The 25,589-nt window shown below is 30.6% G+C and carries 20 protein-coding genes; 13 read left to right on the top strand and 7 right to left on the bottom strand.

Annotated features, from left to right (window positions below; all coding sequences use genetic code 11):
• Positions 1-28: 28 nt before the first annotated feature.
• The 10 genes from T483_RS0105285 (at position 29) to T483_RS0105240 (ending at position 11,266) form a co-directional block, all read left to right on the top strand.
• Positions 29-1,252, top strand: coding sequence for an argininosuccinate synthase (locus T483_RS0105285; protein ID WP_026885904.1), 1,224 nt, complete (start codon positions 29-31; stop codon positions 1,250-1,252).
• A complete protein-coding gene (gene argH, locus T483_RS0105280) occupies positions 1,252-2,637 on the top strand; it encodes an argininosuccinate lyase (protein ID WP_026885903.1) in 1,386 nt (461 codons plus the stop codon). The genes T483_RS0105285 and argH overlap by 1 nt, the downstream gene beginning before the upstream one ends.
• Positions 2,638-2,922: 285 nt before the next feature.
• Entirely contained in the window at positions 2,923-3,957 is a 1,035-nt protein-coding gene (gene argC, locus T483_RS0105275) for an N-acetyl-gamma-glutamyl-phosphate reductase (RefSeq protein ID WP_026885902.1), read from the top strand.
• A gap of 23 nt (positions 3,958-3,980) precedes the next feature.
• Positions 3,981-5,204: a bifunctional ornithine acetyltransferase/N-acetylglutamate synthase gene (argJ, locus tag T483_RS0105270; protein ID WP_026885901.1), complete on the top strand. Its 1,224-nt coding sequence runs from the start codon at positions 3,981-3,983 to the stop codon at positions 5,202-5,204.
• A gap of 100 nt (positions 5,205-5,304) precedes the next feature.
• Positions 5,305-6,162: an acetylglutamate kinase gene (argB, locus tag T483_RS0105265; protein ID WP_196244849.1), complete on the top strand. Its 858-nt coding sequence runs from the start codon at positions 5,305-5,307 to the stop codon at positions 6,160-6,162.
• A 114-nt stretch (positions 6,163-6,276) separates the two neighbouring features.
• Complete coding sequence (locus T483_RS0105260) at positions 6,277-7,458, top strand: aspartate aminotransferase family protein (RefSeq protein ID WP_026885899.1); 1,182 nt, start codon at positions 6,277-6,279, stop codon at positions 7,456-7,458.
• Between the two features lie 95 nt (positions 7,459-7,553).
• Complete coding sequence (gene argF, locus T483_RS0105255; RefSeq protein WP_026885898.1) at positions 7,554-8,474, top strand: ornithine carbamoyltransferase; 921 nt, start codon at positions 7,554-7,556, stop codon at positions 8,472-8,474.
• Between the two features lie 348 nt (positions 8,475-8,822).
• A complete protein-coding gene (locus T483_RS0105250) occupies positions 8,823-9,920 on the top strand; it encodes a GIY-YIG nuclease family protein (protein ID WP_035790029.1) in 1,098 nt (365 codons plus the stop codon).
• A gap of 100 nt (positions 9,921-10,020) precedes the next feature.
• Entirely contained in the window at positions 10,021-10,551 is a 531-nt protein-coding gene (locus T483_RS0105245) for a nitroreductase family protein (protein ID WP_026885896.1), read from the top strand.
• A gap of 88 nt (positions 10,552-10,639) precedes the next feature.
• A complete protein-coding gene (locus tag T483_RS0105240; RefSeq protein ID WP_012060680.1) occupies positions 10,640-11,266 on the top strand; it encodes a flavodoxin family protein in 627 nt (208 codons plus the stop codon).
• Positions 11,267-11,488: 222 nt separating this feature from the next.
• On the opposite strand, the gene T483_RS0105235 is transcribed toward T483_RS0105240, so the two are convergent.
• Positions 11,489-12,859, bottom strand: coding sequence for a glycoside hydrolase family 1 protein (locus T483_RS0105235; RefSeq protein ID WP_026885895.1), 1,371 nt, complete (start codon positions 12,857-12,859; stop codon positions 11,489-11,491).
• Positions 12,860-13,015: 156 nt separating this feature from the next.
• Between T483_RS0105235 and T483_RS0105230 the strand changes: the two genes are divergently transcribed.
• Complete coding sequence (locus T483_RS0105230; protein ID WP_026885894.1) at positions 13,016-13,705, top strand: GntR family transcriptional regulator; 690 nt, start codon at positions 13,016-13,018, stop codon at positions 13,703-13,705.
• A 224-nt stretch (positions 13,706-13,929) separates the two neighbouring features.
• Here T483_RS0105230 and T483_RS0105225 read toward each other — a convergent pair whose 3' ends face one another.
• From T483_RS0105225 to T483_RS0105215, 3 genes are all read right to left on the bottom strand, one after another.
• Positions 13,930-15,405 (bottom strand): amino acid permease, encoded by a 1,476-nt coding sequence (locus tag T483_RS0105225; protein WP_026885893.1) that lies wholly within the window; start codon positions 15,403-15,405, stop codon positions 13,930-13,932.
• Positions 15,406-15,683: 278 nt separating this feature from the next.
• Complete coding sequence (locus T483_RS0105220; RefSeq protein ID WP_026885892.1) at positions 15,684-17,003, bottom strand: MFS transporter; 1,320 nt, start codon at positions 17,001-17,003, stop codon at positions 15,684-15,686.
• Between the two features lie 221 nt (positions 17,004-17,224).
• A complete protein-coding gene (locus tag T483_RS0105215) occupies positions 17,225-19,462 on the bottom strand; it encodes an FAD-dependent oxidoreductase (RefSeq protein ID WP_026885891.1) in 2,238 nt (745 codons plus the stop codon).
• 414 nt (positions 19,463-19,876) lie between these two features.
• On the opposite strand from T483_RS0105215, the gene T483_RS0105210 reads away from it, so the two are divergent.
• Positions 19,877-20,659, top strand: a complete 783-nt coding sequence (locus tag T483_RS0105210) for a helix-turn-helix domain-containing protein (protein ID WP_026885890.1) — start codon at positions 19,877-19,879, stop codon at positions 20,657-20,659.
• Between the two features lie 169 nt (positions 20,660-20,828).
• Here T483_RS0105210 and T483_RS0105205 read toward each other — a convergent pair whose 3' ends face one another.
• A complete protein-coding gene (locus T483_RS0105205) occupies positions 20,829-21,866 on the bottom strand; it encodes a nucleoid-associated protein (protein ID WP_026885889.1) in 1,038 nt (345 codons plus the stop codon).
• Between the two features lie 203 nt (positions 21,867-22,069).
• Entirely contained in the window at positions 22,070-23,506 is a 1,437-nt protein-coding gene (gene nagE / locus T483_RS0105200; protein ID WP_026885888.1) for an N-acetylglucosamine-specific PTS transporter subunit IIBC, read from the bottom strand.
• Between the two features lie 408 nt (positions 23,507-23,914).
• Between nagE and T483_RS0105195 the strand changes: the two genes are divergently transcribed.
• Positions 23,915-24,412, top strand: coding sequence for a PTS sugar transporter subunit IIA (locus T483_RS0105195; RefSeq protein WP_026885887.1), 498 nt, complete (start codon positions 23,915-23,917; stop codon positions 24,410-24,412).
• A gap of 43 nt (positions 24,413-24,455) precedes the next feature.
• On the opposite strand, the gene glcT is transcribed toward T483_RS0105195, so the two are convergent.
• Complete coding sequence (gene glcT / locus T483_RS0105190; protein ID WP_026885886.1) at positions 24,456-25,310, bottom strand: glucose PTS transporter transcription antiterminator GlcT; 855 nt, start codon at positions 25,308-25,310, stop codon at positions 24,456-24,458.
• Positions 25,311-25,589 lie beyond the last annotated feature (279 nt).

Below are 25,589 nucleotides of genomic sequence, written 5' to 3'. Positions count from 1 at the left end.
TCCATGATTATTTAGGAGGGCTTTTAAAATGATAAAATATAATAAAGTGGTTTTAGCTTATTCAGGAGGACTAGATACATCAATTATTATCCCTTGGCTTAAAGAAAATTACGGATGTGAAGTAATTGCTGTATGCGGAAATGTAGGGCAAAAAGACGAGCTTGATGGATTAGAAGAAAAAGCAATAAAAACGGGAGCATCAAAGTTATATATTGAAGATTTAACTCAAGAGTTCGTTGATGATTATATCTTCCCTACTATTCAAGCTGGTGCTATATATGAAGGAAAATATCTTCTTGGAACTTCATTTGCTAGACCAATAATCGGAAAAAGGTTAGTTGAAATTGCTAAAGCAGAAGGAGCAGATGCAATTTGCCACGGATGCACAGGTAAAGGAAATGACCAAGTAAGATTTGAAATGGCAGTTAAAGCATTTGCTCCAGAAATGCCAATAATAGCTCCATGGAGAATTTGGGACATTAAATCAAGAGAAGATGAAATTGAATATGCAGAAGCTAAAAATGTTCCATTAAAAATCAATCGTGAAACAAACTATAGTAAAGATAAAAACATCTGGCATTTAAGTCATGAAGGTTTAGATTTAGAGTTTCCTGAAAATGAACCACAATATGAAAAGATTTTAGAACTTTGTAAATCACTAGAAGCTGCTCCGAACGAAGCAACTTACATTACATTATCTTTTGAAAAAGGAATTGCTGTTGCTTTAGATGGTAAGAAAATGAACAGCGTTGAATTATTAGACGAATTAAATAAAATTGGTGGAGAAAATGCTATTGGTATTACTGACATGGTAGAAAACAGACTTGTTGGTATGAAATCAAGAGGTGTTTATGAAACTCCAGGAGGAACTATTCTTTACAAAGCTCATAAGGATTTAGAAGAACTTTGCTTAGATAGGGAGACAGCTCATTATAAAGAACAAATAGCTTTAAAATTTGCTGATTTAGTATATAACGGTCAATGGTTTACTCCTCTTAGAGAAGCATTAACTGAATTTGTTAATAAAACTCAAGAAACAGTTACAGGAGAAATAAAATTAAAATTATACAAAGGAAATATTGTCAATGCCGGCATGACTAGCCCATACTCACTATATAGTGAAGAATATGCAACTTTCGGAGAAGATGGAGTATACGATCAAAAGGATTCTGCTGGATTCATTAATTTATACGGTCTACCAACAGTTGTAAAAGCTAAAATGCAAGAAAAAATTAAGAAAGAGGAAATGTAATGAAGCTTTGGGGCGGACGATTCAAAAAAGGCACTGACAAATTAGTTAATGATTTTAATTCTTCTATAAATGTTGATAGCAGAATGTATAAAGAAGATATTGAAGGCAGTCTCGCTCACGCTTCCATGCTTGGAAATCAAAATATAATTTCTAAGGAAGCTAGCGATAGAATTACTTCTGGTCTTCTAGAAATATTAAAAAGAATGGACAATGGAGTTATAGAAATTGATGAAACTTCTGAAGACATTCACAGTTTTGTTGAAGGTACTTTAACATATTACATTGGTGAATATGGAAAAATGCTTCATACTGGAAGAAGTAGAAATGACCAAGTAACTTTAGATTTAAGACTATATTTAAAGAAAGCTATAAAGTCATTAAATCAAGATATCATAGCTTTGGAAGAAGTTCTTTTAGAAAAAGCTAAGGAAAACATAGATACAATAATGCCTGGGTATACTCATATGCAAAAGGCTCAGCCAATTACATTTGCTCATCATCTTTTAGCTTATGCTGAAATGTTTAAAAGAGATCTAGGAAGACTTTCTGATTGTTATAAGCGTGTTGATGAGATGCCACTTGGATCTGGAGCACTAGCAACATCCACATACCCTATTGATAGAGAAGCTGTTGCTCGTGATCTTGGTTTTTCAAAAGTTACACTAAACAGTTTAGATTCTGTATCTGATAGAGATTACGCCATTGAAACACTTTCTTGTCTTTCAATGATAATGATGCATTTATCAAGATTTTCAGAAGAAATAATTCTTTGGTGTACTAATGAGTTTAGCTTTATCGAACTTGATGATGGTTATAGTACTGGAAGCAGTATTATGCCTCAAAAGAAGAATCCTGATGTTGCAGAATTAGTTAGAGGTAAAACGGGTAGAGTTTACGGAGATCTTATGACTTTACTTACTGTTATGAAGGGAATTCCTCTTGCTTATAATAAAGATATGCAAGAAGATAAAGAAGCTCTATTTGATGGATTAGATACAGCTGTTCTTTCACTTAAAACTTTCTGTGGAATGATTAAAACAATGAAGGTTAAGAAGGAAAATATGAGAAAAGGTGCTGGTCTTGGATTTACTAATGCTACAGACGTAGCTGATTACCTAGTAAAAAAAGGTATGGCATTTAGAAACGCTCATGAAGTAGTTGGAGAAATAGTTCTACAATGCATTAAAGATAATAAGATGATTGAAGAACTAACTATGGATGAATTTAAAAACTTCTCTCCTATCTTTGAAGAAGATATTTATCATGCTATAGATTTACAAACTTGTGTAGAAGAGCGTAAAGTTATAGGCGGTCCTTCTACAGAATCAGTAAAAATTCAAATTGAGGCATTAAAAAATTTTATAGCAGAAAATAAAGAAGTTTAATAAAATCAGTAAGTATAAAGAAAATCTTTAGTATTTTTTCTTTATATGATATAGCAGCCGTAATATTCTCAGATAACGGCTGCTAACTCTTAGACAAAGCACTCCTTAATGATAATATAGGATGCTTGAGGTTATAAGTTCAACTTTATAAGAACTTTCAATTGTCTATGAAATTTCTAGTATGAAATTTTATAGACAATTGAAATATTATTGTTAAAAATAACATGTAAAAACAATGTACTATTATTTGCTCAATAATTAAATAAGCAAGGGGGCTATTCAAAAGTGGTTAAAATTGGAATAATAGGTGCTACAGGATATGTGGGCGCTGAACTTTTAAGATTATTATTATCTCACCCAAAGGTTGAAGTTGCAGCTTTAAGCTCAGTTTCTTTTGAGGGTCAAGAGATTAGCAATATATATAAAAATTTCTTAAGTAAAACAAATTTAATTTGTGAATCTGCACATGATGTTGTTGAAAAGTGCGACGTAATCTTCACTGCACTACCTCATGGATTAAGTGAAGATATTGCTAAAAAAGCACTAGATAATAAGAAGATCTGTATTGATATGGGTGCAGATTTCAGATTATCTAGGGAAGAAGAATACGAAAAATGGTATGGAAAGAAATTTACACAACCTGAGATACATGCAAACAGTGTTTATGGACTTCCAGAATTAAATAGAGATAAGATAAAGGAATGCTCTTTAGTTGCAAACCCTGGTTGCTATCCGACAACTATAGAATTAGGGTTAATGCCATTACTTAAAAAATCATTAATAAAATTAAATAACATCATTTGTGATTCCAAATCTGGAACTACAGGTGCTGGAAGAGGATTAACTTTAAATACTCATTTTCCAGAGGAAAATGAAACTTTTGCACCTTATAAAGTAGGATCTCATAGACATACACCTGAAATTGAGGAAACATTATCTGCTATGGCAGAAGATAATGTAAATGTAACATTTACTCCTCACCTACTCCCAATTAATAGAGGCATAGTTTCAACAATTTACTGCATTCCAAAAGATAAAGTCGATCTTGAAGAAATTCATAGACTATATACAGAGTTTTATAAAGATGAACCTTTTGTTAGTGTATTGCCACTTGGTGATACAGCTTCAATAAAAAACGTACGATTAACAAACGATTGTCATATATCTCTACACTTAAATCATAGAGAGGATCAAATTATTGTTGTTAGTACTATAGATAACATGATTAAAGGTGCTGCCGGACAAGCAATTCAAAACATGAATATAATCTTAGGTTTTGATGAAGCAGAAGGTTTAAATCTAATTGCACCAGCGTTTTAGTTAATTAAAAGGGGGTTATAAATTTGGATATAAAATATATAGATGGCGGAGTCACAGCTCCTAACGGTTTCTTAGCTTCTGGTGTACACTGTGGATTAAAACCTGGAAGCTTAAAAAAGGATTTAGCTTTGATTTATTCGGAAGTTCCTGCTGCTGCTGCAGGAATGTATACTAAAAATAAAGTTAAAGGTGCTCCTATTTATGTTACAAAAGAGCATTTATCAAACAAAAAAGCACAAGCAATAATAATAAATAGTGGTAATGCAAATACTTGTAATGGTGATGATGGTTTAATTAAGGCAAAGAAAATGACTTCATTGCAAGCTAATAAACTAAACTTAAAAGCAGAAGATGTTTTAGTTGCATCTACAGGAGTAATTGGGGTTCCTTTAAATATAGATGCTATTAAAGACGGTATTCCAATGCTTACTGAAAAGTTATCAAAGGAAGGTGCTAATGATGCATCTTTAGCCATAATGACAACAGATACTTTTCAAAAGCAACTAGCTGTAGAATTTTATATAGGTGATAAGAAAATTACTATGGGGTCAATGGCAAAAGGTTCAGGTATGATTGAACCAAACATGGGAACAATGCTTTCCTTCATTACAACAGATCTTTCTATCGCTCCAGAATTACTACATGAAGCTCTACAATCGAGTGTTGGAGTAACTTATAACAGAGTCAGCGTTGACGGAGATACAAGTACTAATGATATGGTATTAATTTTAGCTAATGGCTTAGCTGAAAATCCTACTATAACTGAAAAAGATGAAAGTTATAATACTTTCTTAAATGCCCTTACTGAATTAAATACAATTATGGCTAAAAATATAGCTAAAGACGGTGAAGGTGCTACAAAACTATTAGAATGTCAAATAATCGGTGCAAAGAATGAAAAAGATGCAGTTGTTTTAGGTAAGAGTGTAATAAACTCTAGTTTAGTAAAGACTGCAATGTTTGGTAGCGATGCGAACTGGGGAAGAATTCTTTGTGCACTTGGATATGCAAATATTGATTTCGATCCTGAAAAAGTTGATGTTGCCTTTGAAAGTAAGGCTGGCTCACTAAAAGTTTGTGAATCTGGCAGTTCTTTACCCTTCGATGAAGATATTGCAAAAAAGGTTCTTAGCGAAAATGAAATAGTTATTAAAGTTAACTTATCCTTAGGTGATTATAGTGCTTATGTTTGGGGCTGTGACCTAAGTTACGAATATGTAAAAATAAATGGTGATTACAGAAGTTAATCTTAAATTATAAATAAATATATTTTAAACTTAATCCGATGTACAGTTCTTAATATGTTAATTATGAACTGTACATTCTAAATTGACTGGGGGTATTAACTTGTTGAATCATACTGAAAGAGCTGAAGTATTAGTTCATGCACTACCTTATATACAACGTTACCGTGGAAAAATAATAGTTGTAAAATACGGCGGAAATGCAATGATAAGCGATGAACTTAGAGAAACAGTAATAAATGATATTATATTAATGAAATGTGTTGGAATCGAACCAATTGTAGTACATGGTGGCGGTCCTGATATTTCAGATTTATTAAATAGATTAAATCACAAAAGTGAATTTATTAACGGCTTAAGATATACTGATGATATTACCATTGAAGTAGTTCAAATGGTTTTAGGCGGAAAAGTAAATAAAAATTTAGTTTCTTTAATAGAGAAATTTGGAGGAAAGGCCATTGGCTTATGTGGAATGGATGGCTCTCTTTTAAAAGCTAAAAAAATAGAATCTGATAACGACTTAGGGTATGTAGGTGAGATAACTAAGGTTAATGCAGAAATATTAAAAACTACCATAAGTTCAGGATATATACCTGTTGTTGGTAGCGTAGCTTTAGGAGAAGATGATAATAAGGCATACAATATAAATGCTGATACTTGCGCAGCAAAAATTGCATCAGCATTAAAAGCTGAAAGATTAATACTGCTTACTGACGTTCCAGGAGTTATGAAAGATCCAAAAGATATATCTACTCTAATTAGCACATTAAGATTACATCAAATACCTAAACTATGCCTTGAAGGGATAATAAAAGGTGGAATGATTCCTAAAATTGATTGTTGCGTTGAAGCAATTAGAATGGGTGTTGAAAAAGCAACTATCCTGGATGGACGTGTACCTCATTCCATTCTTTTAGAGTTATTCTCTAATGAGGGTATCGGAACAATGATTTATTAATCAAAATATTAAAATATTTTAGAAACTTCAAATAAATTTCTCTAATAATAGTTAATGGTCTAAGGTTTATACTAGATATTATTAACTATCGAATAATTTAAAGGGGGCAATTTTATGTCATATGATTTTAACGAAGCAAAAGAACACGTTGTTAATAGCTATGGTCGTTTAGATCTTATACTCACTCACGGTGAAGGTGTTTATCTTTATGACCAAGATGAAAATAAATATTTAGATTTTACAAGTGGAATTGGTGTCAGCAGCTTAGGATATGGACATGAAAAATGGGTTAAAGCTACTAGTAATCAATTAAAAACACTTGCTCATACATCGAACATATTTCATACTGAACCAAGTTTAAAACTTGCTAAAGAATTAACTGAAAAAGCCAACATGAGTAAAGTCTTTTTTGCTAATTCTGGCGCTGAAGCTAATGAAGGATCAATTAAACTAGCTAGAAAATACAGTTACGACAAATATGGTGCTGGAAGAAGTAAAATTCTTACTCTAATTCAATCATTTCACGGTAGAACAATAACAACCCTAAAAGCAACTGGTCAAGAGAAATTTCATAAGTACTTCTACCCTTTTACAGAAGGTTTTGATTATGTAAAAGCAAATGATATAGAAGACTTTAAAGCTAAGCTTACAGATGATGTTTGTGCCATAATGCTTGAAGCAATACAAGGTGAAGGTGGTGTTATCCCACTTGATACAAAATTCGTTCAAGAAGTAGTAACAGCGTGTAATGAGAAAGATGTTCTTGTAATATTTGACGAAGTTCAATGTGGCATAGGTAGAACAGGTAAAATGTTCGGGTATAATAATTTCAATGTAGAGGCTGATATAGTCTCTGTAGCAAAAGGTCTTGGCGCAGGACTTCCTATAGGCGGAATACTTTGTTCCTCTAAAGTTGCAGATGTATTCAAACCTGGTGATCATGGCTCAACTTTCGGAGCAAATCCTGTTGTATGTTCTGGTGCTTTAGTTGTTCTTGAAGAGATTTGTAATGAACAATACTTTGAGAAAATATATAAAAGAGGATTATTTGTAAGAGCGCTAATAGATGAAGCTAAAAATCCTCAAATTGTAGATGTACGTGGTATGGGATTAATGATCGGAATAAAGGTGAAATGTGATCCTGCTCTAGTCCAAAAAGAGGCTATAAAAAAAGGATTATTAGTACTTACAGCCGGTAAAGATGTTGTTAGACTTCTCCCACCACTTACTATAACTGAGAAAGAATTAAAAGTTGGTATAGACATTATTCTTGAAATTTTATCTAGCCTTAAGTAAATCTTACTTTGGCATGAATATAATCTTTATCGCATCTTTTGGATTTTCTCCCTAACTGCTCATTTTTCACTTTCTTATTGTTTGGAGGCATATATATGAAAAAAGACTTACTAAAAATGGATGATCTTTCTAAAGAGGAAATTCTAGATATTTTAAATTTAGCAGATCAGTTAAAATACGAACAAAAACATGGCATAGAACATCATCATCTTAAAGGTAAAAGTTTAGGGATGATTTTTGAAAAATCATCTACTAGGACCAGAGTCTCCTTTGAAACCGGCATGTATCAATTAGGTGGAAATTCACTTTTTTTGACTGATAGAGACATGCAAATTGGTCGTGGTGAGCCAATTGAAGACACTGCTAGAGTCCTTTCTAGATTTATACAAGGCATAATGATTAGAACTTTCTCACAAGATGAGGTTGAAAAATTAGCTAAATATGCATCAATTCCAGTTATAAATGGATTAACAGATGAAGAACATCCTTGTCAGGTACTAGCTGATTTAATGACGATAAGGGAAAATAAAAATATATTAGAAGGTCTAAAAGTTGCTTTTATTGGCGATGGTAACAACATGGCCAATTCTCTAATGATTGGCTGCCTAAAAGTCGGCATGAATTTTGCAGTTGCATCCCCTGAGAATTATACAGCATCTAAGGAGTACCTAAATAGAGCTAAAGAGATCGCAGAAAAAGAAGGCGTTACTTTTAAAATTACTACATCTCCACTTGAAGCTGCTAAAGATGCTGATGTTATAATTACTGATGTTTGGGCTAGTATGGGCAGAGAAGAAGAGGCTAATGAGAGGATCAAAGCCTTTGAAGGATTCCAAGTTAATAAAGAATTAATCACTATTGCTGATAAAAATGCTATGGTGCTTCATTGTCTTCCTGCTCATAGAGGAGAAGAAATTTCAGCTGAAATTTTAGAAGAACATGCTGATTCAATTTTTGATGAATCTGAAAATAGATTACATGCTCAAAAAGCTGTCCTTGTTAAATTAATGAAGTAATAAAATGCCAGTTAACTGAAAAATGATATACTTGTTTACTTCGATTGCTAAAAAAATTGCAAAGAATTTCTATCATTTCAAGGTAAAAAATTGTTAAAGTTATATATATTCAACCAGTAACAAATTTTCGCCTTGAGATAATGAAACTCTAATGAAATTTTTTATGATGCACTCTGCGCAAACAAGTATATCATTTTTTTATATTTACATATAACTTAAATATTTATTTCATAAATTATTATTAATTCTGCAGGCGTGATGATAAAATATAATTATATGCATAATTGATTTTTAATTTAACTAATGATAATTTACTCAACATATATTTTTAGAGGAGATAATATGGATATGGATTTAAAAGAAAAAGTAAAAAAACTCCCTTCTTCACCTGGTGTATATCTTATGAAGGATTCACTGAATAACGTTATTTATGTTGGTAAGTCAAAGAACTTAAAAAGTAGAGTTGGATCATATTTTATAAATTCTAAATCTCATTCTCCTAAAATTCTTAAGTTAGTTCAAAATCTCAAGGATTTTGAGTATAAAATTACTGATACTGAATTTGAGGCTTTTTTGCTTGAATGCGAATTAATAAAGAAAATTAAGCCTGCTTATAATAGGCTAATGAAAAATCCCAAGTCATATTCTTACATAAAAATAGTTCTTAACGAAAAATATCCAAATATTGAAATATCTCATGAATCAAATGAAACGGATGGAAACATTTATTTTGGTCCATATTCAAGAAAAAACATTGTTGAAAAAGGACTTTATGGTATTAAAGAATACTGTAAAATACAATGCAGTATTAATCAGCGAAAAACTTCATCCTGTTTTAACTACTCTCTAGGATTATGTATTGGAATGTGTTTGGATACTACACCGCAAGAAGAGTATCTTAATATATTAAATAAAATAATAAATCTTCTTAGTGGTAATGATAAAATCATTCTCCAGGAAATGGAACATATAATGAATAGCGCTTCTGAAAAATTTGATTTTGAAACTGCCGCTAAATATAGGGATTACATAAGCTCAGTAAATTATTTGCTAGAGAAAATTAAAATTATCAAATTTACTAAAAAAAATAGAAATATTGCTTTGCTTGAATATTTAGATAATGACATAGTTAAATTTTTTCTTATTAGAGGAAATAAGATACTCTTTAGTGAAAAATATACTTTAAAAAACTTTGATTTAGAAGCATTGAAAGGTATTCTTAAAGATAATATTTTATTTTACTTTAACAATGAAGATGTTCCAATGGAAATTGGAAAAGAAGAAATCGATGAATCTCAAATAATTTACACATATTTAAAAAATAAATCCAATAGCTGCAAACATATTATAATTCCAGAAGAATGGTTAGGCGTTCCAAATAATGATATAAACATATGCAATATTCTTAATAAATTGTTACCTAGTATAAAAAATGATACATACTAATAAAATTGTGCCTACTTGTCCGTAATTGTACAAGTAGGTATAATTATTATACTAAGTTCATTTAACTAAGTATAATAATTTATAAAAGGAGATTTTAACTATGGAATTAATGAAAGCAATCGCAATGCGTAAATCTACTAGAAGCTATAAATCTGAGCAAATCAGTGATGAATCTTTAAATACTATTATTAATGCTGGCTGTGCAGCACCAGTAGGGATGGGTGCATATAACTCAGTTCATCTAACTGTTATTCAAAATTCCGACTTATTAGATAAAATTACAGCAGTTACTGCAAAAGTATTTGGTAATCCAAATATGAGACCATTTTATGGTGCTCCTACATTAGTAATTGTTTCAGGAAAACCAAATGAGAAAGCTCCAGCTGTCGAAGTAGCTAACGCTGCATGTATAGTTGAAAACATGTCTCTTGCTGCTACTGATTTAGGAATCGGTAGTGTCTATTTATTAGGTTTTCTATTTGCTCTTTCTAGTGATAATGATCTTCTAAAAGAATTAAACTTGCCAGAAGGTTTTGTACCAGCAGCTGCATTAGCATTAGGTTATCCAACTGAACCTCTAACAAAAGAAAAAGACTTAAAACAAACTATTCAAATAAACACAATAAAATAATAATTAAGACATAACATGAACTTCAATTCAACAGTGGATTATTAAAAATTTCATATAAATTTGTTCGATTAAATAGTGAGGTGTGAAAATGAAAGTATTACTTATTAATGGTAGTCCAAAAGCTAAAGGATGTACCTATACCGCTTTATGTGAAGTAGCCGGTGAATTAGAAAAAGAAAATATTGAAACAGAAATCTTTCAAATAGGAAATAAACCTATTAGTGGCTGTATTGGTTGTGGTGGCTGCTATAAAAGTGGTGAAGGTAAATGCGTATTTAGCGATGATATCGTAAATATCGCTTTAGAGAAGGCAAAAGAAGCTGATGGATTTATATTCGGTTCACCTGTTCATTACGCAGCTCCGTCAGGTTCAATTACATCTTTTTTAGACCGATTCTTTTATGCTGGAAATTGCTTTGCACATAAACCTGGTGCTGCAGTTGTAAGTTGCCGTAGAGGTGGGGCTGCTTCAGCTTTTGATCAATTAAATAAATATTTTACTATTTCAAATATGCCGGTTGTTTCTTCTCAGTATTGGAATATGGTTCATGGCAATACTCCTGAAGAAGTTAAACAAGATTTAGAAGGAATGCAGACAATGAGAATGCTTGGCAAAAATATGGCATGGCTTCTAAAATCCATAGAAGCTGGTAAAAAAGCAGGTATTTCATTGCCTGAAAGTGAACCTAGAGTTGCAACTAATTTTATTAGATAACTCTATTTTAGAAAAAGGATTTAATAAAAGATATATTTTCTTAACTTTTATTAAATCCATCTTACACTTATCAATTAATTAAATATATATATTACAATTAAGCTTCTGTACTCTATTTTTAATTTATCGCTTCTTTATTAAAGTTTTAAATATAAACCTACTAAGACAACATATAACTTCTTTAACTATACTATATTTCTAGTTTCTACCTTAATCCCTATCTTATAATTGTTTCCCGTTAGTAGAAATTACATTTTTAAACCAGCCAAAGCTCTTTTTCTTATACCTTTTTAAATCCCTCAAATCTGATTCATCACGATTTACAAATATAAATCCATACCTTTTTTTCATCTCACCTTGTGAACTTAAAATATCAGTACATCCCCAAGTTAAATAGCCTATAACATCTACGCCTTCTTCCATAGCTAATTTCATTTGCTCTATATGTGCTCTCAAATAATCTATTCTATAATCGTCCTCTACGGTTTTATTTTTATTCAATTCTTCTCTAACACCAATTCCATTTTCAGTTACAAAGATAGGCATTTTATATCTTGCATATATCTCTTTTAAAGCTATTCTAAAACCTATAGGATCAATAGCCCATCCCCATTCATTTTTCTTTAATAGTGGATTTGGTGTCATTCCCTTTATTATACTCTCCTCATCTTCCGGATCAGCTTTTACAGTTGAACTTTGATAATAACTAAATGTCAAATAGTCCACTGTATTTTCTTTTAATAACGCTTCATCTCCGTCTTCGAATATTGGCTTTATGTCTCTACTTTTCCATCTACTTGTTATATATGTTGGATATTTACCATTAACAAATACATCAAAATAGAGATCATTAAATAGCTCTTTTACTTTTAAGTTTGCTAATGCATCTTCAGGTTTACATGTCATTGGATATGTTGTCATATAAGTAACCATTCCACCCATTTTTCCATCTGGAATTATTTCATGCATCAGTTTAGTTGCTTTAGCATGAGCTATAAATACATTGTGACATACTTGATAAGCCAAAGCTTCTTTATTAACATTATTACTTACTTTTACTCCCCACAACTCCAAACGTGGAATAACTAAATTTTGTTCATTGAATGTTATCCAGTATTTTACTTTGCCTTTAAATCTCTCAAATACTACTCTTACATATTTCTCAAATAAATCTACAACCTTTCTTGATGCAAACCCATTATATTTTTCTGCTAACGCCTCTGGTAAATCAAAATGGTATAGTGTTATAACTGGTTCTATTCCATTAGTTAATAATTCATCAAATAAATCATTATAAAATTTTATCCCTTCTTCGTTAACTTCACCTTCTCCATCTGGAATAATTCTTGTCCACGAAATACTTGTACGATAACTATTTATTCCTAACTCCTTAAACAATGCTATATCTTCTTTATATCTATGATAAAAATCAACAGCTACCTCCCAATTAGAGAACCCTTCTTTTATTTGTCTTTTATCTACTATAGAAATGCCCTTTCCTCCTTCATTCCATGCGCCTTCACTTTGAAATGATGTAACCGCACTTCCCCAAAAGAAATTATCTGGAATTATGCTTGCATTTTTTTTATTCATAAATTACCCTCTCCTCTTATCTTCATATAAAACATTAATACTTTAATCACATTTTATATTTATTAAACCTAACTTTCATCACCTGTCTATACAACATTTTTTTGATTATGCTATAATATTCTTAGATAATTTTTATTTATTAAGAGGTGAGTAAACTTGAAAAGTGATTACATTATTAATGACTTAATTGAAAAAATTACTTCTGGGAAGCTTTCAGTATCATCTCGTATTCCGTCTGAAACTCAGCTCGCAATCAAATATCAATGTAATAGACATACTATAAGAAAAGTAATAGCTCACTTAATTGAAAGGTCATATTTGGTTAAATCAATTGATGGCTCAACTTATGTTAATGATGTCCATCATTATAATAACAGCATTCTTTTTTTATCATCTCTTTCTGATTATTACAATCCAGATAATATAAGATCAAATGTTAATGAATTTAAACTTATTAGTTCATCTGATGAACTTAGCAAATTATTGCAGGTAGAAGTAAATTCTCATGTTTGGCTTATAAAAAGAGTTCGTTATATAGAATCCCATCCTATTCATACAGAAGAGATTTACATGCCATATTCCTTATTTCCAAACCTTAAAACAGAAGATTGTGAATCCAGTTTACTCTCATATATTGAGTCCCAATACGATTATAAAATTAGTCACGGTATTAGGACTGTCAGTCCTGTCAAATTAAATAAATATGAGAGCGATTTATTAGATTTACCGAACGAGTCTGTTGTAATGCAGATTGAAAATATAGGTTATTTAACTAATAGTAGAGTATATGAATATTCTATAAGCAAATCCAGAGAAAGTAAGTTTCAATATTATTGTAGACGATAAAACTAATATTATATAAATCCGTATTATTAAAAAATTTAGAATAAAAATATCCTTCAAATACTTAATCCCAAAGTTAAGCATTTAAAGGATATCTTTATTTTATTTACCATATATGTTCTAAAAATCTAATTCACTAATATTTATCTTAGACTATCAGATACCATCTCAAATATTTTGTAAAGAATGAATTATATTATTTAGAAATTATATTTTTTTATTTTAATCTATTTCTTACTGCATTTTTTACATTGGTTTTTTTGATTGTTATTTCGCTTTGATTCGTTATCATCTACAACTTCTTCCGAAAATTCTGTCATCAACTTTGAACGGTTCATTTTATTGTTAACCCTTACGTAGCTATCTTTATTTTTTTCAGTGTTCTTAAAATATTTCATTATCATATAAATTGATGAAAATAGAGCTATCATTATCAGACCTACTATAAGACCTGGTGCTTGATCGGAAATAAGTGGCATGCTAAAGATGACAAGAATCATACTTATGAGTCCAATCCAAGACGTATACGGAAATCCAGGCATTTGGCATTTTCCATCTGGAGGACATCCATTTCTTTTACGAAATCTTATATGAGTTGCCATAATTACTGCGTAAGTAAAAAGTAGAGAAAATCCACTTGCCGTTACTAAAAATAAATATATTCTAGGAAATAGCAATCCTAATCCTAATCCTAAAAGCATTGAAATTCCTGAAAATACTATGGCCTTGTAAGGAATGTCACCTTTATCCTTTAACCACTTAGGTGCATCACCTTCATCTGCAAGGGATCTTAGCATTCTTGCAATCCCAAACATAGAAGCAAGAGATGCAGAAAGTATAGCTGTAATAAGTACTAAATTAATTACATTTCCAGCCCATGTAATTCCCAATCTATCAAGAGCCGCAACCATTGGACTTATATTTTCGCTTAAATCTGCTGTAGGAATTAAAGGAAGTAATGCTATAAGTGAAATTATGTAGAGTGATATAAGACTTACAACTGTATAATTAATTGCTTTTGGTATTGTTTTTCTTGGATCATCAGCTTCTGAGGCTGCTAATCCTATTATTTCAAAACCAGCATAAGCAAATACTACTATAAGCATTCCTCCTGCAATACCTCCTATGCCACTTGACATAAAAGGCTCTCTCATAAGCTCTCCTGCTCCTACCGCTGTTCTTCCCGGAATTATTCCAGTAACAAGTAGAAAAGATATAATTATAAATGAAATTATTGCAAAAAGCTTTATAGCTGAAAGACCACTAGTGAGCTTACTTAATTTATCAGCCCCTAAAAGATTAAGCAAAGTTACACCAACAATAATTATAGTTCCTCCTATGGCTATTGATATATTAGGAATCCATTCATTCAATAAAATTGATACAGCAGTCGCCTCACTTGACATTGAAAGCACCATTCCAATCCAGTAAACCCAGCCAACAACAAATCCTGTTCCAGGCCCAAAAGCTTCTGATGCAAAAGTCCTAAAGGATCCAGAATGTGGATTTGCAACAGTCATTTCAGATAAAGCATAAAGTATAAAGTATACTAAAATTCCTCCCAATATATAGGATATCAAAACAGATGGTCCTGCAGCATTAATAGCCACCGCTGAGCCAAGAAAAAATGATCCTCCTATTATGCTTCCCAAAGCCATCATTGTGAGCTGCCAAGCAGATAATCCTTTGTTTTTTTTCTTCATAAATATTCTCCTCCGTACTAAAACACCTAAGAAAGCAAATAAAAGTATTTGCAAATTTCTTAACGATGTACTAAATAACTTCTAGAATATTATTCCTCAAAATTCATATAACATGTACTTTATCTAGATATAAAATTTTATATCTATTATTTTGTTTAAAATAAGTTTTAAATATGTAAATTAAATCCATCTAAAAATAAAAGATAAAAGTTAATGCTGGTAACTAGCACTAACTTTTATCTCATCCAAAATTAAATGTAAAACTTAATTATTTAATTCTAATTATTTTCTTCTATTTTTCCTACTATAAATATATATGATAATGCTCCTATTAAAGCTAAAATACCTATCAAAGCTATCGCTGGAGTAAAATTACCTCCTGATACAATAATGCCTATTACAATTGGAATAACTATTGATGATAAAGCTCCAGTGCAGTTAAATACACCACCAGCTAATCCAACTAAATTTTTAGGTGCCAATAATGATACAAATATCCAAGTAATAGTTGCTAATCCATTACCGAAAAATGCTATAGCCATGAACATTACTATTAATGGAGTGCTATCAACAAAATTTGCTCCAATTATAGTTGTTGTTAATAATAATCCAATAATTATTGGGGTTTTCCTTGCTACTCCCATAGAGACTCCCTTTTTTATAAGCTTATCTGATACAAAACCTGAAACTAAAACTCCACAAAATGCAGCCAAATATGGTACTGATGACACAAAACCTGATTTTATAAAACTTAAATGTCTATATTCTACAAGATATGTTGGAAACCAAGTTAAGAAAAACCAAAATGTTGATGATATAGTGAATTGACCAATATATATTCCTATAAGCTTACGGTTAGAAAACATCATCTTTAAATCGCTGAATTTAAACTGAGATTTTTCCTTAGCAGTCGAATTATCTACATCCTCATCTTCTACTATACCTCCACCTTCTTTGATATAATTTAGCTCAGCATTATTTATACGTTTACTTTTACTTGGATCTCTGTATAGGGCATACCAAACAATTGACCATGCTATCCCTACAAGTCCTGTAAGTATAAATAAGAATTTCCAACCAAACTTATCCTCTAATATAAATAGTAATGGACTTACAAATGCCAATCCAACAAATTGAGCTGAAGAGTATATTGCAATAGCAGATGCTCTTTCATTTGTAGGAAACCAACTTGATGCCACTTTATTGCTTGCTGGCATAACTGGTGCTTCAAAACATCCTATAGATAAACGTAAACCTAAAAGTGATCCAAATCCACCTACAATACTTTGTAACAATGTAGCTAATGACCATATAAATAAACTACATGCATATACAGCACGAGGTTTAAATTTATCTACTAAATACCCACTTGGTATTTGTAATGCAGCATATACCCATCCAAACGCTGAAAATATTAATCCCATTTGAACAGTTGACAATTTCAAATCTTTAGACATATGAGATGCTGCTACAGATATATTTGAACGATCCATATAATTTATTACTATATTGATAAATATTAGAGCTAATACTAAGTATCTTACTCTAGTTGGCTTCTCTTCAGTTAAATTAGTCTTATAATTATTATTTATATTCATACTCTTTATTCCTTCCTATCTTTAAATAAATTATTCTCTATTTAGACGAATTAAAGAAAATAGCAGTTCCAAAATATTATTATTATTTTTATTTTTAATCATAATACATAGTAGCTTGCTCTTACCTCTGGCCTTGTGATAATTTTCTGAAACAGTATAGTGGAAAATAAGCTTGTAAGATTGACTTGCTATTTTCTAATTGCGCCTTCTTAAAGCATATCTTAGTATACTCTTACCTCAATTATCTCAGCTTTCCTGCATCCATTTGTTGATTCAATGGTAACTCTAATTTTATTTGCTAAAATCTTACCTATATTTTTAAATATTTCTTTTCGCTTACGATTATTTTTCTTAGATGCAATAACTTCCCATTTGTTATCCTTCCATATGGAAACCTTATAATCTTTTACTAATTCAGGCATTACAGAAAAATCAGTGTAATGATGATGAAGATTTATAAGATCCTCGTTTACATCATCGTTAAATGTAATATGAATTTCGTTAATTTCAATATCATTTTCCCATTCAAGTTGTATCCACTCATCTGTATCTTTAATATCTTCTGATATCCACATATGAGGCCCCCCATAAGGCCTTGAGTAACCATCTATAATTTTACTAGGGGAATATGCACTTGTTTCGCCATCAATCCTAAAGCAAAATTCTTTTCTAGCCATTTCCTTCATAGACCACTCAACAATTGGATTTATACCAATATAATCATCAAGATTTGTATTTTCTATAGCCTTTTTTGTAAAAGAAAGTACACCTGTTAATTGTTCATAAGATAAATGTATTGTAACTTTATCATTAGCCTTTACAACCAAAAATAGATTTCTTACCACTTCTGATTCTAATGCAAAGTCACTCTTAATCCATTGATTTCTTCCTTTTTCTACTTGTATTTTTTTGTTCTTTAAAAGATTTTTAGGAATATAGTTTTCTGCTCTGCCTGTATCCCAAACTTCTACTTCCAATGTAGTCTGTTCTAAGCTAGAAATTAGTATTTCTATATCTTCAACTCTGTTTTCTATTGGAAATAAAATTCCTATATCTGTGGTCAATCTATATTCATCGTTGGAATTTACTACTTCAATTTTCTTTAATGATGTAGATGCCATAATAGATGCTGATCTAGCCTTATCTTTCATGTCCTCATTTTTTATTCCTATAATAGATCCATCTTGCTTTAATAAAATCTGTTGCAATTTCTTAATATGCTTCATATATAAATCCCTAGGAATAATTTTGTCTTCTACACACATTGCTGCCGCTAATCCAACAGCTTCTCCTATTGTAGCGCAAGTTGCCATAACTCTAGTTGCTCCAAAAGCTATATGTGATGCGCTAATATTTCTTCCAGCAAACATCAAATTCAATACGTTTACAGAATATGTGGAACGAAACGGTATATGAAATACTCCATCAGCTTGTATATTTCTCGAGCCACAGCTTTCCTCATATATTCCTTTCTCAGGATGAAGATCTATTGACCAACCACCAAAAGCTATTCTATCATCAAATTCGGTCTGTTCAATAATATCATTTTGATTTAAAACGTAATCTCCTATAAACCTCCTATATTCTCTTTTACCTGGAATTGACCCAACCCACTCTAATGTTAGATTGTCTGCATCATAATTTCCCGAATTTTTTATATAATCCCATATTCCATATACTAGTGTCCATAACTCATCTCTTATTATTTCATTGTCTTTTACTATATCAACTTCTCCGCCTAGTTCTATCCACCAATAGCAGCAACCTGAGTCATTAGATTTTATAACTCTATTCTTTGGAATACTGGTTTTACTTATATCTTTTGAAAAATTAGGTGGAATAAATTTAACTGGATGTCCAACATCTTTAGTATAAAATAATATAGTACTTCCTAATAAAATTTTATCTTCTTTTTCGGGCGCCAATAGCTCATTATATTCATATCTTGATTCTCTTCCTAAATTATATTTAGCACCAGCTAATGCTCCAATAAATCCATCTCCGGAACAATCTAGATATACGTCACTTTCAAATTTTGTCTTAGTTTCTGATCCAATTGTCCACCCTGTCACAGATTTTATTTTATTTTCTTTTTCTCCTTCAATTACATCGATTTCTGACACTTCTGTATTTAAAAATAAAGAAATATTTTTTTCATCTTTTACCTTTTCTAATAGTAGCATGTCCCAAAAATAGGGATTTCCATCTGGATTGCGATACTGATTTTCTAAAAACAATTCTCCCATAATTCCAGTTTCTCTGGCATATCTGTTTACTCCATGTTTTGTTGCTCCACATACCCATACACGAATTTCACTACTAGAATTTCCGCCTAAAATTCCGCGATTTTGTACTAAAGAAACACTTTTACCATTTCTAGCAGCAGAAATAGCTGCACACACACCTGCTAAACCACCACCTATTACGGTTATATCCTTTTTTACATTTTTGTAATTCATAATTCGCTCCCTTTATAGATATATTAATCCTAAATGTCTACATCTATTTAGTGTTTTAATATTTACAATGCATTGTATTATTTTTTCATAATCAGCTTTATAGGAAGACTATAGCTTATCCCACCTCTTACTGATTATATCTTTATAATATATTAGGGTGCTGATTTTTTGAATTCACTAACGTATCATCTGCATATACTTTATTTCATACATTTGATATAACAATTATTATTTACACAAAATATAAACATCTAAAAAAAGGAACATCTAGCATTCACATACTCTGCAATCAAAATCTCTATATAAATACAGATATTATCACTTTAATTATTTTTTAAATGTTTACATTTCACTTCTATTTTCTTATAATTCTTCTATGGCATAATCTTCTTAACTCTTAAAGGAGGCTTATTGATGTTTGATTTAAATAATCTTAACGTAAATATTAATCAACATATTTTTTGGGATAAAAAAGAACATTTTTTATTGGATGAAGACATAGATTCAAACTGGGTACTTTACGCTATTGAAGATGGTGAATGCAGTTACGAAGTTGAATCTCATAAAGGAAAAGGTAAATTTGGTGATATTGTAATTTGCCCACCTGGAATAATTTTCAAAAGGGAGGTCATTACCACTCTTACATTTCACTTCATAAACTTTTCAATAAATTCTGGAGATGATACTTCATCTTTTCCAGTTGGTAAAATATCTGTATCAGATTTAAAAAGACTCAATAATATGTACTACTATTTAAAACTATACAGCCATAATAACAATATTGAATTAAACCAATGGAAAAGCTCATTGATAAGCGATATTATGAAATTATATTATATAGAAACACAGTATAGCAGCTCCCCAAAAAACTTTGTTCAGGATGAAATTATAAACTATTCATTAAAGTACTTAAATAAATATGCTTATGAATCCATTAAAATCAAAGATTTTTCAGCTTCGCTAGGACTTAGTTCTGTTCAGTTTACTAGACGATTTCACAAGTGTATAGGAACCACTCCTATTGAATATATAACTTCTTTAAGATTAAGAAGAGCTCAAGTATTATTACTCAGAACCGAAGATACATTAGATTGTATTGCTTCCAAATGTGGGTATGATAACGGATTTTATCTTAGCAGGGTCTTTGCTAAGAACTTAGGGATATCGCCTTCTGATTACAGAAAAAAATACCGGTAATAAATTCATATAAAATAAGAATCTAATATATTTATATGTGGGTTGCACAATATAAATATATTAGATTCTTAAAAACTTGCTGTGAATCAGCCAGCACAAAATAAACTATTTAGAGCATTTACTTTCTCAAATATAAAGTAAATAGCAACAAATCATAGAGCCTAGCTATCTACTTTTCTATATAATTAATCACATTTTTTACTATTAAATTAATAGTTCCATCGCCGTTTCTTTGTATCTCAAACTTGCTAGGGTCGTGGTATGTCTCTTCATTTATATACAAATCAATTTGTTTATCAATATTAAGTCTAACTCTTTTTAGTTTTTTCTCAACCCAAGTTTTGTCCACAGCTACTTCTTCTTGCAGTCCTTGTTGTTTTATATAAGTCGAAAACTCTTCTTTCGCTTGAGGGTGATCATTAAATAATTCAGCTGAAAACTCATCTATATTAATAGAATCTTCTTCTTTTAATTTAGTTTTTATTGCAGTTCTAATCTCTTCAGCTCTTCCTGCATCATTTGTAACATTTTCTCTAGTCCAGTTCTCTGCTGCCTTTACAAAAGTTTTTGTCATATCTCTTTCATTAGTAACAATGCTTGCACCTAAGAATGTGTTTATAAAATAATTTGCCCCATACTCATCCTCTTTACTGCCTTTTTGCTTATCTAAAATCATTAGATTATATTTATCCTCTTCTATAATTGGTTTAATAAATGCAGCTTTTTGAATTCTTTGCCCACTTCCTGGAAGTCCTGCTGCCTGAGGTACTATTCCTATACCTATTTTCTGATCTATAAATTGAACTTCATGAGTAAAATTTTTAACATAATCCATCTTAAGTATTCCTATCATTGGACCTTGATCTGTAGTTAGAGACACTATTATTAAATCTCCAGATGGGATATTCACATTTCCTTTCATTATTATGAATAACTGCCTAGCTAATTCTTTAGATAGTTTAACTAAGTTATTGTCTACTCCAGTCAGATAATCCTGGGATACTTCTTTAACTATGTTTCTTTCTGGATTAAACTTTCCATATTTAAGTTCTTCATCCTTAAAACATTTTTCTAAATGTTTATGTAAGAAAAAATATATATCTTCATTTAATTCCAAACTATACTCGTTTAAAATAGGTTCTTCCCCATTACTATCTAATATATGAATAACTGCTTCATTTATATTAATCTCGTTTATGTATTCCATATTTTCACCACCAAATAAATTTATACATTAGATATTATAAACTTTAAGTAAATTAAAAAAAAGCCTTAAAGCATACAAAAAAAATGGAAAAGAGTCTGATATAAAACTTAATTTCTTATATCATCGATCTCTTTTCCACATTTTTAAATATTCTTAATTTATTAATCAGATAATTTTCCTGATCTAATTATTGATCTCCATATTTACTTACATAATTTTTTGAATTCATCAGCTACAAATTGTACTTGTGTTCCTACAACAACTTGTACGCTTGTTTTTCCTGGTCTTATTATTCCAGATACCCCTGCTGATTTAATAACTTTTTCGTCTATCTTTGTCTGATCCTTTATTTCTAAACGTAATCTAGTTACACAATTATCTATAGATACTACGTTTTCTTTTCCTCCAACACCCTTTAATATTACAGCTGCCACTTGAGTATAATCATTATTCGCAAGTTTTACATTTAGTTCTTCAGCGTCATCATCTTCCCTACCAGGTGTCTTTAAATTAAATTTTGTAATTGCAAAACGGAATGTTACATAATAGATTACTGCAAATACTAAACCTATTGGGATTAACATTATTGGATTTTCTGCCATAGGCGCTTTGAAACTTAAGAACCAATCTACAAATCCAGCACTAAAGTTAAATCCAGCTCTTACTGGTAATAATGTACATACAAATGCTGAAATTCCTGTTAATCCAGCATGAAGAACATATAAACCTGGAGCTAAGAACATAAATGCAAATTCTAATGGTTCTGTAACACCTGTGAAGAATGAAGATATTGCTGCTGCTAATAATAAACCATATACCGCTTTCTTCTTCTTATCTTTAGCTGTATGGTACATAGCTAATGCTCCTGCTGGTAATCCAAACATCATTACTGGGAAGAATCCAGTCATATACATACCAGTTACTCCTTGTGTTCCTTTACCTGACCAGAAGTTACCAAGGTCGTTAATTCCAGCTACATCAAACCAGAATACTGAGTTTAATGCATGGTGAAGACCAAATGGTATTAATAATCTATTGAAGAATGCATAAATACCAGATCCAACTGCACCTGTTGATACAATAGCTTCACCAAATGCTACTAATGCACCATAAATAAGAGGCCATGCAAAGAATAATACTATAGATGCAACTATTGAATATGCTGCAGTTACAATTGCGACACATCTTTTTCCACTAAAGAATCCCAATGCATCTGGTAATTTAACACTTTTAAATCTGTTATAACAAGCGGCACCGATTAAACCTGATAAAATACCAATAAATTGTGTTTGAGTTTTAGCGAATGCTGGCGCTACCTCTTTAACATCAATTCCCTTAAACATTGCTACAGCTCCTGTAGATAATAATGTTGTAATCATAAGCCATGAAACAAGCCCTGCAAGTCCTGCTGTACCGTCATTATCATCTGACATTCCTACACCTACACCAATTGCAAACAAAATTCCCATATTGTCAATTAAAGCACTACCTGCTTTTAGCATAAAAGCTGAAGCAATGTTATTTGCTCCCCAGCCTGTAGGGTCAAGCCAATAACCAAGACCCATTAAAATACTTGCAACGGGTAAACAAGCTACTGGAAGCATTAAAGATTTTCCTAATTTTTGTAAATACTTCATCATAATAATATAATTCCCCTTCCATAATAATTAATAAAATTTATTTTAAGGATTGTTATATCCCTAAATGCATTATAATTCTTATGAACATGTATCCTTTCCAGCAAATAAAAAAGCTGAAAAGGATAAATTATATTATCCTTTTCAGCTAATGCCCTGATTTAATCGGTTACACGCCAAAGATCGTATTCTTATACACTCATATTATTCTATTTTTATTCTATAGTCAATACCTTTTTTTATTTTTTTATTATTGACACTAATTATATGAAATAATATAATTAGTACATAAATGTGTTACTGTTTAATCAGGCATAAGTTTGCGTAATTCGGAAACTTATGCTTTTTTATTACCAATAAATAACAGAATGAAAGGAAGTGACTGTTCCTGTTTAATCGGGAATATTAAGTATGTTTAATTTTTTTAAGAAGAATTCAAAAGACTCAAATAAAGAAGCAAAATTAGTTGCACCTATAACTGGTAAAACAATAGATTTATCAAAAGTACCAGATAAAGTTTTTGCAGAAAAAATGGCTGGAGACGGGCTTGCAATAGATACTACTGGAGATATAGTAGTTGCACCTGCTGACGGAACCTTAACATTAGTATTTAATACAAAACATGCCTTTGCAATTACTCTTGATAATGGAGCTGAGTTATTAGTTCATATAGGTATCGATACTGTTTCTTTAAATGGTGAAGGTTTTGAACAATTAGCTGAAGCTGGAACTAAAGTTAAAGCTGGGACTCCAATTATAAAAATAGATAGGGATTTTATTTTAGGAAAAGGTTTTTCTTTGATCACTCCAGTCCTTGTTACAAATATGGATATAGTCAAAGACTTAAATTCACATGTGAATAAAGATGTTGTTGCTGGAGAAGATGAAGTAATTACTTTTAGTTTATAGAAAAATAGCAAACATATTTTCATTAATATGTTTGCTATTTTAATTACATTTTTATTGCAGCTTTTCTAAACCTCTCTATATGCATTGCTAGATATGCTATTTCATCTTCTGAAACTTTCTTTTCTAATTTCAAAACTAATATTTTTGCTACACCCTTAGATACTTTATATGATAATTTATATTTTAATTTTATTTCTTTTATAAAATCATTTTCAATAGATATATCATCCAAAATTCTTTTAATTGCAAATCTCAAATGTGTGAGAAATCTGGCATAATCTAATGATGTTTTATCCATTTTTATTTCAGTTTTTTCTTCTACATATTCAATTATTGAGTTTATCAAATGTGTATTTTTTATAGTATTGGATAGCTTACCTGAATTTCTAGCAGAATGAATATGTAGTGCTATGAATCCAATCTCTCCTTCTGGAATTTTTACCTTTTTTTCATTTTGTAAAACTTCCGCAACTTTTTCTGCTAACGAGTATTCTTGTGGATATAATGCTCTAATTTCCATAAGAAATGGATTCTCTATTTCCTCTTTGTCCGAAAGCCTTTTCACTGCAAAATTTAAATGATCTACTAATGCAACGTGTATTCTCTCATCCAAATTTTCTTTCAATTCATTTGCGACATATGATATCATCTTTTCGCATAGCACAAAAAATTCTTCATCAACGTTTTCAATTACTTGTTTAAAGTTTCTTAAGTTATCCTCATCTTCAATAACAAATATCTTTTCAACCTCAGTCCCCTTTTCAATGGTATCTCCAGACTTTCTACCGAATCCAATTCCCTTTGCAAAAAGTATTCTTTCCTTTCCATTCATGTTTACGGAAACTATATTGTTGTTATAAGATTTTATTATAGTTGCTGGATCAATAATTTTACTCATATGACCACCCTTTTTATTATTTATAGAACTTTCTAATCTTTAGCAAATCACTTATCATCTAAATTAATACATTATTTAGAAAATATAAATGACCTTATTAATCTTATAAAACGATTCTATCATTAACCTTATTATTTAAATACTTTACTTATCCTTAGCCGTTAGTATCTATTATGATTCTTTTAAACCATATAAATCTAATACATTAATAATAGCTTAATATATTATTTATTGTAAAGCACAGATTTAAGAAATCTTAAGATATAAATAGAAAGCAGA

Origin of the sequence: Clostridium beijerinckii HUN142 (genome assembly GCF_000621745.1) — a bacterium.
GTDB lineage: Bacteria > Bacillota > Clostridia > Clostridiales > Clostridiaceae > Clostridium > Clostridium beijerinckii_A.
The sequence above is the reverse complement of the archived record's forward strand: the minus strand, read 5'-3'. Positions and strand labels throughout refer to the sequence as shown.

Coding starts and splice junctions, on each gene's coding strand:
- T483_RS0105285 (WP_026885904.1), top strand. CDS start 29: ATGATAAAATATAATAAAGTGGTTTTAGCTTATTCAGGAGGACTAGAT.
- argH (WP_026885903.1), top strand. CDS start 1,252: ATGAAGCTTTGGGGCGGACGATTCAAAAAAGGCACTGACAAATTAGTT.
- T483_RS0105260 (WP_026885899.1), top strand. CDS start 6,277: ATGTCATATGATTTTAACGAAGCAAAAGAACACGTTGTTAATAGCTAT.
- argF (WP_026885898.1), top strand. CDS start 7,554: ATGAAAAAAGACTTACTAAAAATGGATGATCTTTCTAAAGAGGAAATT.
- T483_RS0105250 (WP_035790029.1), top strand. CDS start 8,823: ATGGATTTAAAAGAAAAAGTAAAAAAACTCCCTTCTTCACCTGGTGTA.
- T483_RS0105245 (WP_026885896.1), top strand. CDS start 10,021: ATGGAATTAATGAAAGCAATCGCAATGCGTAAATCTACTAGAAGCTAT.
- T483_RS0105240 (WP_012060680.1), top strand. CDS start 10,640: ATGAAAGTATTACTTATTAATGGTAGTCCAAAAGCTAAAGGATGTACC.
- T483_RS0105235 (WP_026885895.1), bottom strand. CDS start 12,859: ATGAATAAAAAAAATGCAAGCATAATTCCAGATAATTTCTTTTGGGGA.
- T483_RS0105225 (WP_026885893.1), bottom strand. CDS start 15,405: ATGAAGAAAAAAAACAAAGGATTATCTGCTTGGCAGCTCACAATGATG.
- T483_RS0105220 (WP_026885892.1), bottom strand. CDS start 17,003: ATGAATATAAATAATAATTATAAGACTAATTTAACTGAAGAGAAGCCA.
- T483_RS0105215 (WP_026885891.1), bottom strand. CDS start 19,462: ATGAATTACAAAAATGTAAAAAAGGATATAACCGTAATAGGTGGTGGT.
- T483_RS0105210 (WP_026885890.1), top strand. CDS start 19,877: ATGTTTGATTTAAATAATCTTAACGTAAATATTAATCAACATATTTTT.
- T483_RS0105205 (WP_026885889.1), bottom strand. CDS start 21,866: ATGGAATACATAAACGAGATTAATATAAATGAAGCAGTTATTCATATA.
- nagE (WP_026885888.1), bottom strand. CDS start 23,506: ATGATGAAGTATTTACAAAAATTAGGAAAATCTTTAATGCTTCCAGTA.
- T483_RS0105195 (WP_026885887.1), top strand. CDS start 23,915: ATGTTTAATTTTTTTAAGAAGAATTCAAAAGACTCAAATAAAGAAGCA.
- glcT (WP_026885886.1), bottom strand. CDS start 25,310: ATGAGTAAAATTATTGATCCAGCAACTATAATAAAATCTTATAACAAC.